This is a genomic window from Streptomyces sp. NPDC087440 (genome assembly GCF_044744005.1).
Taxonomy (GTDB): domain Bacteria; phylum Actinomycetota; class Actinomycetes; order Streptomycetales; family Streptomycetaceae; genus Streptomyces.
This window is the reverse complement of sequence record NZ_JBIUXN010000003.1, coordinates 370,012-386,693: the sequence shown is the minus strand read 5'-3', so window position 1 is coordinate 386,693 and position 16,682 is coordinate 370,012. Positions and strand designations below refer to the sequence as shown.

General features: G+C 72.9%; 13 protein-coding genes. 7 read left to right on the top strand and 6 right to left on the bottom strand.

Features of this window, described 5'->3' with window-relative positions:
• Positions 1 to 54 precede the first annotated feature (54 nt).
• Both ACIO3O_RS09945 and ACIO3O_RS09940 read right to left on the bottom strand, forming a co-directional pair.
• Positions 55 to 2,187, bottom strand: a complete 2,133-nt coding sequence (locus tag ACIO3O_RS09945) for a 3-hydroxyacyl-CoA dehydrogenase NAD-binding domain-containing protein (protein WP_401744136.1) — start codon at positions 2,185 to 2,187, stop codon at positions 55 to 57.
• A complete protein-coding gene (locus ACIO3O_RS09940; protein ID WP_401744134.1) occupies positions 2,184 to 3,407 on the bottom strand; it encodes a thiolase family protein in 1,224 nt (407 codons plus the stop codon). Before ACIO3O_RS09940 ends, ACIO3O_RS09945 begins: the two co-directional genes overlap by 4 nt.
• Before the next feature lie 456 nt (positions 3,408 to 3,863).
• On the opposite strand from ACIO3O_RS09940, the gene ACIO3O_RS09935 reads away from it, so the two are divergent.
• The 6 genes from ACIO3O_RS09935 to ACIO3O_RS09910 all read left to right on the top strand — a co-directional run bounded on the left by ACIO3O_RS09935 (position 3,864) and on the right by ACIO3O_RS09910 (position 10,893).
• The gene (locus ACIO3O_RS09935) at positions 3,864 to 5,075 is read left to right on the top strand and encodes a hypothetical protein (RefSeq protein ID WP_401744133.1); all 1,212 of its coding nucleotides are present in this window, start codon (positions 3,864 to 3,866) and stop codon (positions 5,073 to 5,075) included.
• Between the two features lie 727 nt (positions 5,076 to 5,802).
• Positions 5,803 to 7,302 carry a glycoside hydrolase family 3 protein gene (locus ACIO3O_RS09930; protein ID WP_401744132.1) on the top strand — a complete coding sequence of 500 codons (1,500 nt, stop codon included), beginning with the start codon at positions 5,803 to 5,805 and terminating at the stop codon, positions 7,300 to 7,302.
• A 510-nt stretch (positions 7,303 to 7,812) separates the two neighbouring features.
• Positions 7,813 to 8,454: a papain-like cysteine peptidase gene (locus tag ACIO3O_RS09925; protein ID WP_401744131.1), complete on the top strand. Its 642-nt coding sequence runs from the start codon at positions 7,813 to 7,815 to the stop codon at positions 8,452 to 8,454.
• A 26-nt stretch (positions 8,455 to 8,480) separates the two neighbouring features.
• Positions 8,481 to 9,233, top strand: coding sequence for a PIG-L deacetylase family protein (locus tag ACIO3O_RS09920; RefSeq protein WP_401744130.1), 753 nt, complete (start codon positions 8,481 to 8,483; stop codon positions 9,231 to 9,233).
• Positions 9,227 to 10,030, top strand: coding sequence for an ABC transporter ATP-binding protein (locus ACIO3O_RS09915; RefSeq protein WP_401744128.1), 804 nt, complete (start codon positions 9,227 to 9,229; stop codon positions 10,028 to 10,030). Before ACIO3O_RS09920 ends, ACIO3O_RS09915 begins: the two co-directional genes overlap by 7 nt.
• Positions 10,027 to 10,893, top strand: coding sequence for an ABC transporter permease (locus tag ACIO3O_RS09910; RefSeq protein ID WP_401744127.1), 867 nt, complete (start codon positions 10,027 to 10,029; stop codon positions 10,891 to 10,893). The genes ACIO3O_RS09915 and ACIO3O_RS09910 overlap by 4 nt, the downstream gene beginning before the upstream one ends.
• 119 nt (positions 10,894 to 11,012) lie before the next feature.
• On the opposite strand, the gene ACIO3O_RS09905 is transcribed toward ACIO3O_RS09910, so the two are convergent.
• From ACIO3O_RS09905 to ACIO3O_RS09895, 3 genes are all read right to left on the bottom strand, one after another.
• On the bottom strand, positions 11,013 to 12,302 hold the full coding sequence (locus tag ACIO3O_RS09905; protein ID WP_401744126.1) for an HRDC domain-containing protein: 1,290 nt from the start codon (positions 12,300 to 12,302) through the stop codon (positions 11,013 to 11,015).
• Positions 12,303 to 12,549: 247 nt separating this feature from the next.
• Positions 12,550 to 13,215, bottom strand: a complete 666-nt coding sequence (locus tag ACIO3O_RS09900; RefSeq protein WP_189823049.1) for a response regulator transcription factor — start codon at positions 13,213 to 13,215, stop codon at positions 12,550 to 12,552.
• Positions 13,216 to 13,491: 276 nt separating this feature from the next.
• A complete protein-coding gene (locus ACIO3O_RS09895) occupies positions 13,492 to 14,187 on the bottom strand; it encodes a DUF3000 domain-containing protein (RefSeq protein ID WP_401744124.1) in 696 nt (231 codons plus the stop codon).
• A gap of 91 nt (positions 14,188 to 14,278) precedes the next feature.
• On the opposite strand from ACIO3O_RS09895, the gene hemE reads away from it, so the two are divergent.
• Complete coding sequence (hemE, locus tag ACIO3O_RS09890) at positions 14,279 to 15,346, top strand: uroporphyrinogen decarboxylase (protein WP_401744123.1); 1,068 nt, start codon at positions 14,279 to 14,281, stop codon at positions 15,344 to 15,346.
• Here the strand turns inward: hemE and ACIO3O_RS09885 are convergent.
• A complete protein-coding gene (locus tag ACIO3O_RS09885; RefSeq protein ID WP_401744121.1) occupies positions 15,343 to 16,485 on the bottom strand; it encodes an abortive phage infection protein in 1,143 nt (380 codons plus the stop codon). The two genes, hemE and ACIO3O_RS09885, sit on opposite strands and share 4 nt — an antisense overlap.
• Positions 16,486 to 16,682: the final 197 nt, after the last annotated feature.

Genomic DNA, 16,682 nt, shown 5'->3' with positions numbered 1-16,682 from the left:
GACAGAGGGCCGTACGGAGTCGAACTCCGTACGGCCCTCTGCGGTTTCAGCGCACTACGCGGGGACGCTCGCCACGCCCGCCGCCAGGAACTTCTTGCCGTTCACGCGCTCCGAGAAGCCCTCGCGGTCCAGGTACGGCGTGATGCCGCCCAGGTGGAAGGGCCAGCCGGCGCCCGTGATCAGGCAGAGGTCGATGTCCTGCGCCTCGGCGACGACACCCTCGTCGAGCATCAGGCCGATCTCCTGCGCGACCGCTTCCATGACCCGGGTGCGGACCTGCTCCTCGGTGAGGACCGTGTCGCCCTGCTGGAGGAGGGCGGCGACCTCGGGATCCAGGACCGGCGCGCCCGAATCGTACACGTAGAAGCCGCGCTTGCCCGCCTTGACCACGGCGGCCAGGTTCGGCGAGACCGTGAAGCGGTCCGGGAAGGCCCGGTTGAGGGTCTCCGAGACGTGCAGGCCGATGGCCGGGCCGACCAGTTCGAGGAGGACCAGCGGGGACATCGGCAGGCCGAGGGGCTCGACGCCCTTCTCGGCGACGGCGACCGGGGTGCCCTCGTCGATGACGTTCTGGATCTCGCCCATGAAGCGGGTCAGGATGCGGTTGACGACGAAGGCCGGGGCGTCCTTGACCAGGACGGCGGTCTTCTTCAGCTTGCGGGCGACACCGAAGGCGGTGGCCAGCGACGCGTCGTCCGTCTTCTCGCCGCGGACGATCTCCAGGAGGGGGAGGATCGCGACCGGGTTGAAGAAGTGGAAGCCCACGACCCGCTCGGGGTGCTGGAGCTTCGAGGCCATCTCCGAGATGGAGAGGGACGAGGTGTTCGTGGCGAGGATCGCGTGGGCGGGGGCGACCGCCTCGACCTCCGCGAACACCTGCTGCTTGACCGACATCTCCTCGAAGACCGCTTCGATGATGAAGTCGGCGTCGGCGAAGCCGTCGGCCTTGTCCAGGACGCCGGTGACCAGGGCCTTGAGGCGGTTGGCCTTGTCCTGGTTGATGCGGCCCTTGCCGCGCAGCTTCTCGATCTCGGTGTGGACGTAGCCCACGCCCTTGTCGATGCGCTCCTGGTCGATGTCGGTCAGGACGACCGGCACCTCCAGGCGGCGCAGGAAGAGCAGCGCGAGCTGGGAGGCCATCAGGCCTGCGCCGACGACACCCACCTTCGTCACCGGGCGGGCCAGGTTCTTGTCCGGGGCGCCGGCCGGGCGCTTGGCGCGCTTCTGGACCAGGTTGAACGCGTAGATGCCGCTGCGGAGTTCGCCACCCATGATCAGGTCGGCGAGCGCCTGGTCCTCGGCGTCGAAACCGGCGGACAGGTCACCGGACTTGGCGGCCTCGATGATGTCCAGGGCGCGGTAGGCGGCGGGGGCCGCGCCGTGCACCTTGGAGTCGGCGATGAAACGGCCGCGCGCGACGGCCGCGTCCCAGCCCTCGCCCCGGTCGATCTCCGGGCGCTGGACCTGGAGTTCGCCGCGCAGGACCGCGGAGGTCCAGATGAGGGACTGCTCCAGGAAGTCCGCGCCCTCGAAGATCGCGTCGGCGATCCCGAGCTCGAAGACCTGACCGCCCTTGAGCTGGCGGTTCTGGTTGAGCGAGTTCTCGATGATGACCGAGACGGCCTTGTCGGCGCCGATCAGGTTCGGGAGCAGCGCGCAGCCGCCCCAGCCCGGGACCAGGCCGAGGAAGACCTCGGGCAGCGAGAAGGCCGCGATCGAGGTGGAGACCGTACGGTACGAGCAGTGCAGGCCGACCTCGACGCCGCCGCCCATCGCCGCACCGTTGTAGTACGCGAAGGTGGGGACGGCCAGGTGGGACAGGCGGCGGAACACGTCGTGGCCGCCCTTGCCGATGGCGAGCGCGTCCTCGTGGCGGCCGAGCAGCTCGACGCCCTTCAGGTCCGCGCCGACGGCGAAGATGAACGGCTTGCCGGTGATGCCGATGCCGACGATGGAGCCGTCGGCCGCCTCCTTCTCGACCTGGTCGATGGCGGCGTTCAGGTTGGCGAGGGACTGCGGGCCGAAGGTGGTCGGCTTCGTGTGGTCCAGGCCGTTGTCCAGGGTGATCAGCGCGAAGTTGCCTGCGCCGCCCGGGAGTTCGAGGTGGCGTACGTGCGCCTGCGTGACGACCTCGTCGGGGAACAGCTCGGCCGCGCCCTTCAGGAGCTCGGCGGTGGTGGTGCTCACTTGTCGTCGCCTCCGTTGAAGTGCGGGTTCTCCCAGATGACCGTTCCGCCCATGCCGAAGCCGACGCACATGCTCGTCAGGCCGTAGCGGACGTGCGGCTGGTCCTCGAACTGGCGGGCCAGCTGCGTCATCAGGCGCACGCCGGAGGAGGCCAGCGGGTGACCGAAGGCGATCGCGCCGCCGTACTGGTTCACGCGCGGGTCGTTCTCGGGGATGCCGAAGTGGTCCAGCATGGCCAGCACCTGCACGGCGAAGGCCTCGTTGATCTCGAACAGGCCGATGTCCTCGATGGACAGGCCCGCCTTGGCGAGGGCCTTCTCGGTCGCCGGGACCGGGCCGATGCCCATGACCTCGGGCTCGACGCCCGCGAAGGCGTACGACACCAGGCGCATCTTGACCGGGAGGCCCAGCTCGCGGGCGACGTCCTCGGCGGCGATGAGGGAGGCGGTGGCGCCGTCGTTCAGGCCCGCGGCGTTGCCGGCCGTGACCCGGCCGTGCGGGCGGAACGGGGTCTTGAGGTTCGCGAGCGACTCCAGGGTGGTGCCCGGGCGCATCGGCTCGTCGGTGGTGGCCAGGCCCCAGCCCGTCTCACCGGCTTCGGCGTTGGTGCGCCGTACGGACACGGGCACCAGGTCGGCCTGGATCTTGCCGTCCGCGTACGCCTTCGCGGCCTTCTCCTGCGAGCGCACCGCGTACTCGTCCGCGCGCTGCTTGGAGATGCCCGGGAAGCGGTCGTGCAGGTTCTCGGCGGTCATGCCCATGAACAGGGCGGACTCGTCGACCAGCTTGTCCGAGACGAAGCGGGGGTTCGGGTCCACGCCCTCGCCCATGGGGTGGCGGCCCATGTGCTCGACGCCGCCCGCGAGAGCGATGTCGTACGCACCGAAGGCCACGCCGCCCGCCACGGACGTCACGGCGGTCATCGCGCCGGCGCACATGCGGTCGATCGAGAAGCCGGGGACGGAGGTCGGCAGACCCGCGAGGATTCCGGCGGTACGGCCCAGGGTCAGGCCCTGGTCGCCGATCTGGGTGGTCGCGGCGATCGCGACCTCGTCGACGCGCGCGGGGTCGAGGTCCGGGTTGCGGCGCAGCAGCTCCCGGATCGCCTTCACGACCAGGTCGTCGGCCCGGGTCTCGTGGTAGATGCCCTTCGGGCCCGCCTTGCCGAACGGGGTGCGGACGCCGTCGACGAAGACGACGTCCCTGACGGTACGAGGCACGATTGGCTCTCCTCCGGGGTGCGGGGTGGTGCTGCTGCCGGTACGCGGACACACCGAGGTGGGCGGGTCCGCACACCGTCATGCTACTTGCGGGTAACCATGCTGCCCAGTCTTCCTGGCCGGAGCGGCGAAGGTCACATTCCGTGCCGGTGGGCGCCGGGTGTCGATGGTGGCGGAAAGTCGCTGGTGTGTCGGGGGCGGCGGGGCGCGGGAATCGGTGGTCCGGCCCTTGTCGGGGGATTCCGACTCGGCTCACCCGTACGGGTTTTGGGGCCTGTTGGTTCCCTTTCGCGGCCGGAAAATTGGTCTGGACCATACCGATCGGTAGCGCTTAGGCTCGCCACGAGATCGCCCGTCCTGGACGTGCGGCGTCGCTTTGACCTGCCGTTTTTGGCTGTGCTGTGCCTATCGATGGGATAGACCGTGCATGACGTGCTCCCTGCAAGGGACTTAGTGGTGGTGCTGCGGGCCGAGGACGCCGTCCTCGACTTCCTCTCCGTGACCCGGGGTTCCGCTTCGGTGGACCAGGAGGCCGGGGAACACTCCGGACGGGCGGCCCCGGAGGGGCCTTCCGGCGGAGCGGTCCGGGTGTTGTGCTGCGACACGCGGCAGTGGATCGACCTGGCGGCCGGAACCACCCTCGCCGACCGGCTCGCCGCCCTCGCCCCGCACGTACGGGCACCGGACGCGCCCCACGATCCGCCCGACGCCGGGGAACTGTCCCGGCTGCTGCGCGAAGCCGCCGGGGGCCGGGCCGCCAGGGTCTGGACCCACTCGCCCGCCGACAACCGGCGCAGCCGCGGCCGGATCGGACGCGACGTGGCCGCGGGAGACCACGGGCTGGAGGTGCGGCACGCGGTCGGCTACTCCCCGTACCTCCAGTTCGTCAGCGACGAGGACCGCCCGCTGGGCCGCGCTGCGGTTGCCGCGAAGCTCGACTTCGTCAACCGGCACTGTGCGGCGCTGCTCAGCACGGACTCGCCCGAGTTCATGATCTACACCGCGCGTGTCCCGGCCGTCGAGCGCTTCTTCACCACGGACGGGGCCCGGGAGCGCGAGGGCCTCTTCGCCCTGCTCGCCAGCCTCGACGACGAGGCCGCCGGAGTCGCCGACCCGTGGGAGTTCGAGACCTCCCCCTACGAACGGGCCCGGCTGGACGCCACCACCGCCTGGATCGCCCGGCACCGCTCGCCCGGGGACGGGCCGCTGGTCGAAGTGGGCGCCTGCGAGGGAGCCCTCACGGCACGGCTCGCCGCCAAGGGGTACGAGGTCGACGCGACGGAGCCCAACCCGCTCTTCCGCGACCGCCTCGCCCGTCACCTCGACACCGGCTTCGACGGCGTACGGGTCCACGCGGACGCCCTCGAAGGGCTCGCGGCGGAACCCCGGCTGCCGGGCTCCGCGTACCTCCTGATCGAGATGCTCTACTACGGGCAGGACCTCGACCTCCTCGACACCCTCCCCGCCGACCTGGTGCTCCTCGCCCTGGAACCCGCCGCACTCGCCGAACGGGTCCGCCCGTGGCTGGCGGGGACCTCCCGGTGGACCCAGGCGGAGGAGACCGTGCTGGTGGCTCCCGCGCTGGAGGCGGTGTGCGGGGGACGCGCCTACCTGAGCAAGCGGGGCAGCACGGGGGTCGTGCTCCGGAGGGTGGTCTCACGGGGGTGAGGGGGCGGGTCCCACGGGGCTGGGGGCCCACGGGGTTGAGCGGAACGGTCCCACGGGGCTGGCGGCCCACGGGGTTGAGCGGAACGGTCCTACGGGGCTGGGGTGCCCACGGGGTTGAGCGGGACGGTCCCACGGGGTTGAGGGGGCGGTCCCACGGGGGTGAGCGGGACGGTCCCATGGGGCTGAGGGGAACGGTTCCACGGGGCTGAGGGGCCGCCGCCTTCTTACGCCCCCGGCCTCCGCTTCCCCTGGCTCCCCGGGGGTCTGCTTCCCCCCGGCCCCGGCCCCTTGGGCTCCGCCTTCCTTCCCCCCTTCCCCCCTTCCCCTCGCCCCCTTGGGCGGCGGAGCCGCCTCACCCCTCACCCCTCACCCCCTCTCCCTAGCCCCCTTGGGCGGCGGGGCCGCCCCCCGGGGGGCGGGACGGGCGGGCAAGGGGGCGGCCCCTCCCGCTCCCGGCCCGCCCGGGTGCCGCCCCTGGGCCCACCCCTGTGCCGGACGCCTGTCCAAGGGGGCCCCGGGCCCGCCTCCCGGCACCGGGCACGCGAAGCCCTGCCCCGCCGGGCGAGGGGGTCCCCAGCCCCGCCCCTTCACCTAAACCCGCGGGGCAATTGCACGGTTCCCGTGCAGGCGCGTCGTGGCTGGTCGCGCAGTTCCCCGCGCCCCTGACGGCGCGCCCCTGACGGGGCGCCGCCCCTCCCAACCCATCCCTCACCAAAGGTGACCCCCAATGGACAACTCCCTCATCCCCCTGGTGAACGCTTGCCTCCTCCCCGCCTACGACGGCCGCACCCCACCCGACTGGGTCAAACGCGCCCTCGACCAGGGCCTCGCCGGAGTCGGCCTCTTCGGCACCAACCTCCTCCCGCCCGGCGGCCCCCTCCGCGACGACATCGTCGACCCCCTCCGCGCCGTCCGCCCCGACGCCCTCATCGCCCTCGACGAAGAGGGCGGCGACGTCACCCGCCTCGACTACCACCGGGGCAGCGTCTACCCCGGCAACCACGCCCTCGGCGCCGTCGACGACCCCGACCTGACCCGCCGCGTCGCCGAAGCCATCGCCGACGACCTCCTCGACACCGGCATCAACCTCTGCCTCGGCCCGTGCGCGGACGTCAACTCCCGCCCCGCCAACCCGATCATCGGCGTACGGTCCTTCGGCGCGACCCCCGACCTCGTCGCCCGCCACACCCGTGCCTTCGTGACCGGCCTCCAGGGGCGCGGCGTGGCCGCCACCCTCAAACACTTCCCCGGCCACGGCGACACCGGCACCGACTCGCACTCCTGGCTGCCCGACATCCCCCGCGCCCTCGACGAACTCCGCGCGCTCGAACTGCCGCCCTTCGTCGAGGGGTTCGCCGCCGACGCCAAGGCCGTGATGACCGGACACATACGCATTCCCCAGGTCGACGACCTCCCCGCCACCCTGAGCCGCCGCGTGGTCACCGGCCTGCTGCGCGAGGAACTCGGCTACGACGGCGTCGTGATCAGCGACGCGCTGGAGATGGCCCCGATCCTCGACCGCTGGGGCTTCGGCGGGGCGGCCGTCCTCGCCTGGTCGGCGGGCGTCGACCTGGTCCTGCTCGGCGCCACCGACGGCGAGAAGATCCTCCCCGAGGTGTACGAGGCGGTGGAACGGGCCCTGGTAGGTGGCGAGTTGACGGTCGACCGCCTGGAGGAGGCAGCCGCCCGGATCGCGGCGCTACGAGCCTGGGCCGCCCCGCGTCCCACCGCCGACGTGCCCGCGCCCACCGTCGGTGTCGGCCTGGTCGCGGCCCGGCGGGCGCTGGCCGGCGCGGCGCTCCCCGACCTTCCCGTGTCCGGCCCCGTCCACGTCCTGCGGCTGGCCGTGGGGGCCAACCTCGCCGTGGGGGAGGCCCCTTGGGGGCTTGCCCAGAGCCTGGAGCGTCTCGGGAGGCTCGGTTCCGCCACGGAGGTGGAGCCCGGCGCGGACCCGCACCGGATCACTCTGCCCGAGGGGGTCGAAGCCGACCCCGACGCGCCGGTCGTCGTGGTCGTCCGGGACGCCGTACGCGACCCCTGGCAGCGGGAGACCCTGGCCGCGCTGCGCGCGAGGCGGCCCGGGCTGATCGCCGTCGAGATGGGCCTGGCGCCCGTTCCGCTGCCGGACGCGCCGACGCTTCTGACCCGGGGGGCCGGGCTCGCCAACGCCATGGCCGCCGCAGAACTCCTCACGGGCGTCCCCTGGACCACCCCCCTCCGCACATGACCATCCCCCCCGCCCCCTTGGGCGGCGGGGCCGCCCCCTTCCCCTCTTCCCCCAGCCCCCTTGGGCGGCGGGGCCGCCTCACCCCTCACCCCCTCTCCCTAGCCGCCTTGGGCGGCGGGGCCGCCCCCCGGGGGCGGGACGGGCGGGCAAGGGGGCGGCCCCTCCCGCTCCCGGCCCACCCGGGTGCCGCCCCTGCCTCAGCTCCTGTGCCGGGTGCACGTCACCGCCCGGGCCCCGGCTCGCCTCCCGGTGCCGGGCACCCGCAGCTCTGCCCCGCCGGGGCAAGGGGGTCCCCAGCCCCGCCCCTTCACCTAAACCCGCGGGGCAATTGCACGGTTCCCGTGCGGGTGCGTCGTGGCTGGTCGCGCAGTTCCCCGCGCCCCTGAAGGGGCGCCCAGCGCGGCGGAGCCGCACGTGCAACACAGCCACGCGCCCCTGACGGGGCGCCCCGCGCGGCGGAGCCGCAGATCGAGCACAGCCACACCCTCAACCCCACACCCCGGAGCCCCCATGCCCCCACCCCCCTACGACACCTGCATCGGCCTCGGCTACCACTGCGAATCCACCCACCAGATCCGCCGCATCACCGGCGCCGAGCGCGCCCACTTCTTCGACTGGCTCGACCTCGACTTCGCGTCCGTACTCACCCTCCTCGACACCGACTTCCGCGACGTCCTGCTGCCCGGCAGCGCCGAGCCCTACAGCGACGGCCTCTGCGCGCACGACCGCGGGACCGGCATCCGCTTCTTCCACGAGTTCCGCCCGGCAGCCGGTGAGCGGCTCACCCAGGAGGACATCGACCGCCAACTACCCGCCGTACAGCAGAAGTTCCGGCACCTCGCCGACAGGTGGCGCACCCGGACCCGGTCCGCGGAGCGGGCGCTGTACGTCCACCACGACGCCTTCGACGAGCTCACCGACACCGACCTGGCGCAGCTGCCGAAGCTGCTCGCGCACCGGCACCCCGGCCACCGGTTCGCCGTGCTCTGGCTGCGCCGCACCCCTCCCGAGAGCGTGGCCGGCCTGCCGCCCGGCGTCGTCTGGGACACCGTCCCCGAGGTGCCCGGGCGCTGGCAGGGATCCGACGCCGACTGGGACCGCGTCTTCGCCGCCCTCGACCCGGCCGCCCTCTGGCCCGCCACCACATCCTGAGCCCGCATCACCCCGGAGGAACCCCCATGCCCGAGACTCCGTCCCGCCCCTGGCGCACCGTCGTCCTCTCCCCGCACTTCGACGACGCCGTCTTCTCCCTCGCCGCCACCCTGGCCGGCCTGCCGGGGCCCACCGCCGTCGTCACCGTGTACGGCGGTGCCCCCGCCCCCGGCGCCCCCGTCTCCTGGTGGGACGCCACCTGCGGCTTCTCCAGCCCGCACGAGGCGCACCGCGCCCGCCTCGCCGAGGACGCCGCCGCCTGCGCCAGGCTCGGCGTCGATCAGGTCGTACTGGATCATCCGGACGGCCCGTACGCGAGCGGGCCCGAACTCCCCGGCCTGGACACCTTCCTGGCCCGGCTCCCCGCCGGAACCGACGTCTGGGTCCCCCTCGGCAGCAACCAGCCCGACCACGAGAACGTCCGGCTGCGCGCCACCCGCGTCCTGGCCGGACTCGGCACCCCACCGCCCCGCGTCTACGCCGACCTCCCCTACACCGGCCACCTCCCCGAGTGGGGAACGGAGTCCGCGAGCAAGGCCCTCGCGCAGAGCCCGATGTGCGGCCTCGCCTACCAGGACCTGCTGCGCACCCACCACACCACCGTCCACCACCACCTCGTACCGGACGACGCCCAGTGGGCGGCCAAGAGGGCAGCCGCCCAGTGTTACGGCTCCCAGCTCGCCCCGGTCGCCGCCGACCACGGCAACTTCCTCTCCCGCACCGGCCCCCTGCGCGCCGAACTCGTCTGGTCCCTGGAAGCCCTGGAGCCCACGTGCTGACCCCCGACGACACGCGCCCGCCGGTCCTCGTCGCCCGCGACCTCGTCAAGGAGTACGCGCGCGGGCGTGCTGTCGACGGGGTCTCCCTGACCGTGCGCGCCGGGGAGCGCCTCGGGCTGCTCGGCCCCAACGGCGCGGGCAAGACCACCACCCTCCTGATGAGCCTCGGCGCGGTGGAGCCCGACGCGGGGAGCGTCGAGATCCTCGGGCACCGGCTGCCCGGCGACCGGGCCCGCGCCATGCAGGGCGTCGGCTTCGTCGCGGGCTACCTCCCGCTGCCCGACCGGGTCAGGGTCGTGGAGTACCTGCGTCTGTACGCCGACCTGTACGGGCTGCGCGACCCGCACGCGGCGGTCTCCGAGGCCCTGGAACGCTTCGGCATCGGCCATCTCGCCGCCGCCATCGGCACCCAGCTCTCCAGCGGGCAGCGCACCCTGGTCGGCATCGCCAAGGCGGCCCTGCACCGGCCCCGCCTGATGATCCTGGACGAGCCCACCGCCTCCCTCGACCCGGACATCGCGCTGCGCGTCCGTACCGCCCTGCTCGCCCTGTCCGCCGAGCGCGGCACCGCCCTCCTGGTCACCAGCCACGACATGACCGAGGTCGAGCGCCTCTGCGAACGCGTCGTCTTCCTGCACGCCGGCCGTATCGCCGCCGACGGCACCCCCGAGGACGTCGCCCGCAGCTTCGGCCGCGACGACCTCGAAGGCGTCTTCCTCCACCTCGCCGCCGAGCGCGACAAGGACCGTGAACAAGAAGACAAGGACCGTGAACGAGAAAGGGCGGCCACCCGATGAGCAGCTCCACCCTCAGCCTGCCCCCGGACACCGAGGGCCCCGCCCTCCGCTCCCCGGCCGCCGCCTCCGCCCACCGGGTGCGGGCCGTCGCCCGGCGGCACTGGCTCGTGCTCAAGCGCAGCCCCCACCGCTTCTTCGACGTGCTCGTCTGGCCGCTCGTCGACACCCTGCTGTACGGCTCGATCGGGCTGTTCGCCGCCGAGGCCGCCGGGAACTCCCCGAGCGCCACCACCGCCGTCGCCGTCTACCTGCTCAGCGGCACCGTCCTGTGGCACCTCGTCCACCAGACCCAGATCTCGCTGGCCACCGGCTTCCTGGAGGAGACCTGGTCGCGCAACGTGCTGGGGCTGCTTGCCACCCCGATGCGGGACTGGGAGTACCTCGCGGGCGTCGGACTGTTCGCGCTCGTGCGCACCGCCGCCAGCACCGTGGCCGTCGCCGCCCTCGCCTTCGCCGCGTACGCCTTCGACGTCACGCGCCTGGGCCTCGGCCTGATCCCGGTCGCCGCCCTGCTGCTGGCCTCGGGATGGGCGGTGGCGCTCCTGGTCGTCGGGCTCGTCCTGCGGTACGGCAGCGGGGCCGAGGCCCTGGTGTGGGGTGCGCTCTCGGTGGTCATGCCGCTGTCCGGCGTCTTCTACCCGGTCAGCACGCTGCCCACGGTCCTCCAGCCCGTCGCGCAGGTCCTGCCCACCACCCACGTCTTCGCCGTCGGCCGCACCCTGGCCTCCGGGCAGCCGATGCCGTGGGGCGAGTTCGCGCTGGCCGCCGGGGGCACGGCCGTACTGACCCTGCTGAGCCTGCTGGCCCTGCGCCGGATGCTCCGCACCTTCCGGCGCAGGGGGCTGGTGACCCGCTATTCGTGAGCGGAACGCGTGAGGCCCCCGGTCACGGGGACCGGGGGCCTCACGCACGTACAGGCGCTTCACGTAGGGCGCTGCACGCAGAGCGCTTCACACAGAGCGCCGCCGCGAGCGGCGTCGGCTCACTCCGCGGCCGGGGCGGGCCTGGCCGCCAGAGCCTCCACCAGGAGCGGGGTGACCAGCTCGATCTGCCACGGGCGTGCCCCGTACGACGCCAGCGCCTCCGCGACCTTCTCCGGCGTCGCGGGCTTCGGCGGCTCCCAGCACACCCGGCGCACCGTGTCCGGCGTGATCAGGTTCTCCTGCGGCATGGTGATCTCCTCGGCCTTCGCCGAGACCGCCGCCCGCGCCGCGGACAGGCGGGCCGCCGCGACCGGGTCCTTGTCGGCCCAGGAGCGCGGCGGAGGAGGGCCCGCCACCGCCTGGCCCGGCTGCGGGAGCTCGATGTCGGGGAGCGCCTTGGCCCGGTCGATCGCCGCCTGCCACTGTTCGAGCTGGCGGCGGCCCATCCGGTGGCCGAAGCCGGGGAGCGCGGCGAGCGCGTTCGCGTTCAGGGGCACCGCGAGGGAGGCCTCCACGATCGCGGCGTCGCTCAGCACCTTGCCGGGGGAGACGTCACGGCGCTGCGCGATCGCGTCCCGGGTGTTCCAGAGTTCCCGTACGACCGCGAGACGGCGACGACCGCGCACCTTGTGCATCCCGGACGTACGCCGCCACGGGTCCTTGCGCGGCGGCGCGGGCGGGGCCTCGGCGATGGCGCGGAACTCCTGGAGCGCCCAGTCCAGCTTGCCCTGCCGGTCCAGCTCCTTTTCCAGGGCGTCCCGCAGGTCCACCAGAAGCTCGACGTCGAGCGCGGCGTAGCGCAGCCACGGCTCGGGGAGGGGGCGGGTCGACCAGTCGACGGCGGAGTGGCCCTTCTCCAAGGCGTACCCGAGGAGGTTCTCGACGATCGCGCCGAGGCCCACGCGCGGGATGCCCGCGAGGCGGCCCGCCAGCTCCGTGTCGAAGATCTTGGTGGGGATCATGCCTATTTCGCGCAGGCAGGGGAGGTCCTGGGTCGCCGCGTGCAGCACCCACTCCGCGTCGGCGATCACCTCGCCGAGGCCGGAGAGGTCGGGGCAGCCCACCGGGTCGATCAGCGCACTGCCCGCGCCCTCGCGGCGCAACTGCACGAGGTAGGCCTTCTGCCCGTACCGGTAGCCGGACGCGCGCTCGGCGTCGACGGCCACGGGGCCGGTTCCGGCGGCGAATGCCGCGATCACTTCGTCGAGGGCCTCCTGCGTCGCCACGACGGGCGGAATGCCCTCGCGTGGCTCCAACAGCGGGATCGGCGCCGGTTCGACGTCGTCCGGGGGGCCGCCCCCGGTGGTTCGCAGGTCTGCTTCTGCTGCGGTCTCTTGGGCGTCGGTCACCTGTCAAGGGTATAGGGGTATGACAGCGGCACGACGACGGAGCGTACGGGAGCGTACGGAAGGGGCCCGTCGTGGTGCGTGACAAACGTCGTGGCGCGTGACAAACGGAAAAACCCGGCAGACAAGCGGCGGAGCCCGGCGGCGGAACGTTCCGCCGCCGGGCTCCGGTGCCTGGAGGACGCGGGCCCGGGCCCGCCGGGTGCCTGGAGGTTCACCCGGCGAGGGAGCCGTGCCGCAGGGTGAGGGGTTAGTGGATGATTCCGGTGCGGAGAGCCACCGCCACCATGCCCGCCCGGTCGCCCGTGCCCAGCTTGCGGGCGATGCGCGCCAGGTGGCTCTTGACGGTGAGGGCGGACAGGCCCATCGAGACGCCGATGGCCTTGTTGGACTGGCCCTCCGCGACGAGTCTCAGAACTTCGACCTCACGGCCGGAGAGTTCCCGGTAGCCGCCCGGGTGGCTCGGGGTGCCCGGGGGGCGGCGGTGCATGCGGGCGGCGGCGGCACCGATGGGTGCGGCGCCGGGGCGGCCCGGGTGCTGGCCGATGTTGTTGCGGGTGCCGGTGACGACGTAGCCCTTCACACCGCCCGCGAGGGCGTTGCGCACGGCGCCGATGTCGTCGGCTGCGGAGAGGGCGAGGCCGTTCGGCCAGCCCGCGGCGCGGGTCTCGGACAGGAGGGTCAGTCCTGAACCGTCGGGCAGGTGCACGTCGGCGACGCAGATGTCGCGGGGGTGACCGACGCGCGGCCGGGCCTCGGCGATGGAGGACGCCTCGATGACGTCACGTACTCCGAGGGCCCACAGGTGGCGGGTGACGGTGGAGCGTACGCGCGGATCGGCCACGACGACCATGGCGGTCGGCTTGTTCGGCCGGTAGGCGCCAATGCTTGCGGGCTGCTCAAGGAGAACGGACACCAGGCCTCCGGGGGAGTGGCGGAAGGCACCGGCTGATGGGGGTCAAGCCGGGGCGAACCGTGCTGGAAGGGTCAATGACTCCTTCGGCAGCAACCCCGCCCGGCTTTAGAGAAAGATCACGAATTGATGAGTAACATTTCGGGCAATTCGGATGGGCGATCGAGAAGGTCCCCGGTGGGAGCGACCTCCGGACGCCCCGTCAGCAAGCCGTCGTGGGGCCCGCGGACGGTCCGCGCGGGGTCCCCGGGTGGTTCGCTGACGGGTTATCACCCCAGGTCAGGGCAGTTGCGGGCCGCGCCGCTGGGGCAGGGACACCACACCCGGCAGGCTCTGCACGCCGGATTCGGGTCCGTGCACCGGCGCGGGCGGCAGCCCGGCGACCTGGCACAGCAGGTCGCACCAGGCCGCCAGGTAGGACGCCGTGTCCGGTACGCCGCCGAGTCCCTCGCGCGGGGTCCAGGAGGCCCGGATCTCGATCTGGGTGGCCGGCCTGCGGTCCGCGAGGCCCCCGAAGTAGTGCGACCCGGCGCGGGTGACCGTGCCGCTGGCCTCTCCGTACGACAGGCCGCGTGCGTCCATCGCGCCGGTCAGCCAGGACCAGCAGACCTCGGGGAGCAGCGGATCGGCGGCCATCTCCGGCTCCAGGTCGGCCCGCAGCAGCGTCACCAGGCGGAAGGTGCCCTGCCAGGCGTCGTGCCCGGCCGGGTCGTGGAGCAGGACGAGGCGGCCGTCGGCCAGGTCCTCGTCACCGTCGACGGCCGCCGCCTCCAGCGCGTACGCATAGGGCGCGAGCCGTTTCGGCGGCTTCGTCGGGTCGATCTCCACCTCGGGACGCAGCCGGGCGGCACGCAGCGCGTCTACCGCCTGGCGAAAGGGGAGCGGGGCGGCGTTCTCCTCCATGCCGTCCCTGTTGCTGCTGCCATGCGAGTGACCGTGCGCGTCATCTGAAAATCGTCCCTGAGCCGGAGCCATGCGGGGAAGGGTAGGCGGAAGGCGGCCTCTACAGCGGGAGAGACACCCGGCCCGGGGCGAGTGCTTCCGCGCGCGTGCGAAGATTTGGTACGTGAGTGCCAACGAAGCCCCCACGGGCCGCCCGCAGAGCAAGACGTACGACTCGGCCTTCCTGAAGGCGTGCAGGCGCGAAGAGGTGCCGCACACCCCGGTGTGGTTCATGCGGCAGGCGGGGCGCTCGCTGCCCGAGTACCTGAAGGTGCGCGAGGGCATTCCGATGCTCGACTCGTGCATGATGCCGGAGCTGGTCAAGGAGATCACCCTCCAGCCCGTGCGCCGTCACAAGGTCGACGCGGCGATCTACTTCAGCGACATCGTCGTCCCGCTCAAGGCCATCGGCATCGACCTCGACATCAAGCCGGGCGTCGGCCCGGTCGTCGCCGACCCGATCCGCACCCGCGCCGACCTGGACCGGCTGCGCGACCTGACCCCCGAGGACATCTGGTACGTCACCGAGGCGGTCGGCATGCTGGTGGAGGAGCTGGGCGAGACCCCGCTGATCGGCTTCGCGGGCGCTCCCTTCACGCTCGCCAGCTACCTCGTGGAGGGCGGCCCGTCCCGCAACCACGAGAACACCAAGGCCATGATGTACGGCGACCCGCAGCTGTGGGCCGACCTCGTGGACCGCCTCGCGCACATCACCGGCGACTTCCTGAAGGTCCAGATCGAGGCGGGCGCCTCGGCGGTCCAGCTCTTCGACTCCTGGGTGGGCGCGCTCTCCCCGGCCGACTACGTGAAGTCCGTGATGCCCGCGTCGGCGAAGGTCTTCGACGCGGTCGCCTCCTACGACGTACCGCGCATCCACTTCGGTGTCGGCACCGGCGAGCTGCTCGGCCTCATGGGCCAGGCCGGTGCGGACGTCGTCGGCGTCGACTGGCGGGTCCCGCTGGACGAGGCCGCCCGCCGGGTCGGCCCCGGCAAGGCGCTCCAGGGCAACCTGGACCCGGCCGTCCTCTTCGCCGGTCCGGAGGCCGTGATGGCCAAGACGGACGAGGTGCTGGCCGCCGCGAAGGACCTGGAGGGGCACGTCTTCAACCTCGGGCACGGGGTACTGCCGTCGATGGACCCGGACGCGCTGTCCCGGCTCGTCGAGTACGTCCACACGCGGACCGCGCGCTAACTCCTGCGCCCCTTGGCCCGGCCGTAGTGCCGGGCCAAGGCGTGGAAGGACTCCTTCCGCTCCCAGTGCCAGGCCGCCGTCGGCCGGTCCCGCTTCTTCCAGAGCGGTTTCACGAGTCCGTACGACGCCATGTCCAGGTCGTGCTGCGGGTCGTGCGGGCGGTGCGGGGCGTCCGGCGACACGAACTGGTAGGCCTGGGCGGCGTACAGGTCCAGCGACTCGAAGACGTCGAGCAGGTCCGAGAGGTACGCGGCCTGGGTGCGCTCGCTGCGGACCAGGCCGCCGACGATCTCCGGCGGGTCCTTGGTGTAGTCCACCGAGTCCCAGCCCATGCCGCCCTTCTCCGGCGCCCCCGTGAAGGTGCAGGAGCCGAACTCCGTCACGGCCACCGGCTTGCCCCACTTCTGATACGGCGTCAAGTCCGCGAGGTATCCGGAGCGTTGGGGGTGGTAGCCGTAGTAGTTCATGCTGACCACGTCGAACAGGCGCCAGTCGACGTCGTCCTCGTGCGCGGCCCCGTAGGTCAGCGGGCCGTGGAAGACGGACCGGCCGGTCCTGGCCGCGCGGGCGATGAACTCCCGGAGCCTGCGCGCTAGTTGCTGCGGGTCGTAGTTTCCCTCGGTGAGGTTCTTGATCCGCTCGACGGCGTTCGCGCCCGGCACGATGCCGGGGACGAAGAGGACGAACTCGCAGCCCACGCTGAGTTCGACGCGTGCGCCCTGGCGGCGGAGGCGTTCCGCGATCCGGCCGGTCTCGGCGAGGTGGTCGAGGATGTCGGCGTGCGGGGCGTCGGCGAGGCGGGGCTGGAGCCACAGGTGCAGACCGCGCTCGGCGGCCTCGGACGCGGTGGCGGCGAAGCGGTCGACGCCCGTGCCGAACAGGGAGACGGAGCTCGCGTGCAGCTCGTCGGCGATGACACGCAGGTCGCGGCGCATCCGGTCGGCGTGCCAGCCGGTCTCCGGGTGCTCGCCGTCCTCGATCTCGTAACCGACCCCGTGATGGGTCAGGCCTCGGTGTCGCGCCGGTGGCCGTGCGGGGGTGGCCCGGGCGGCCGTGGCGGCCGGGCCGGTCGCCGCCACGAGGGCGGTGGCTGCCGTGCCGGTCAGGAATGCCGCCCGGCTGATGCCGTGGGTGCGCATGGAGTCTCCCCGTGGTCCTGTGCGTGTGCGTCCGTGTGTGCGTCCTGTGCGTGCACGCTCCGTGCGTGTACGTCAGGTGCGTGTACGTCGCACTGTGGCCCGGGGCGGGCGGTCGGCGGGATCGGCCGAAGGTCTACGGGGCTGCGACCTTGGTCGGCGGTGCGGGGCCGGACGTCTCCCGGCCCCGCACTCCGCGT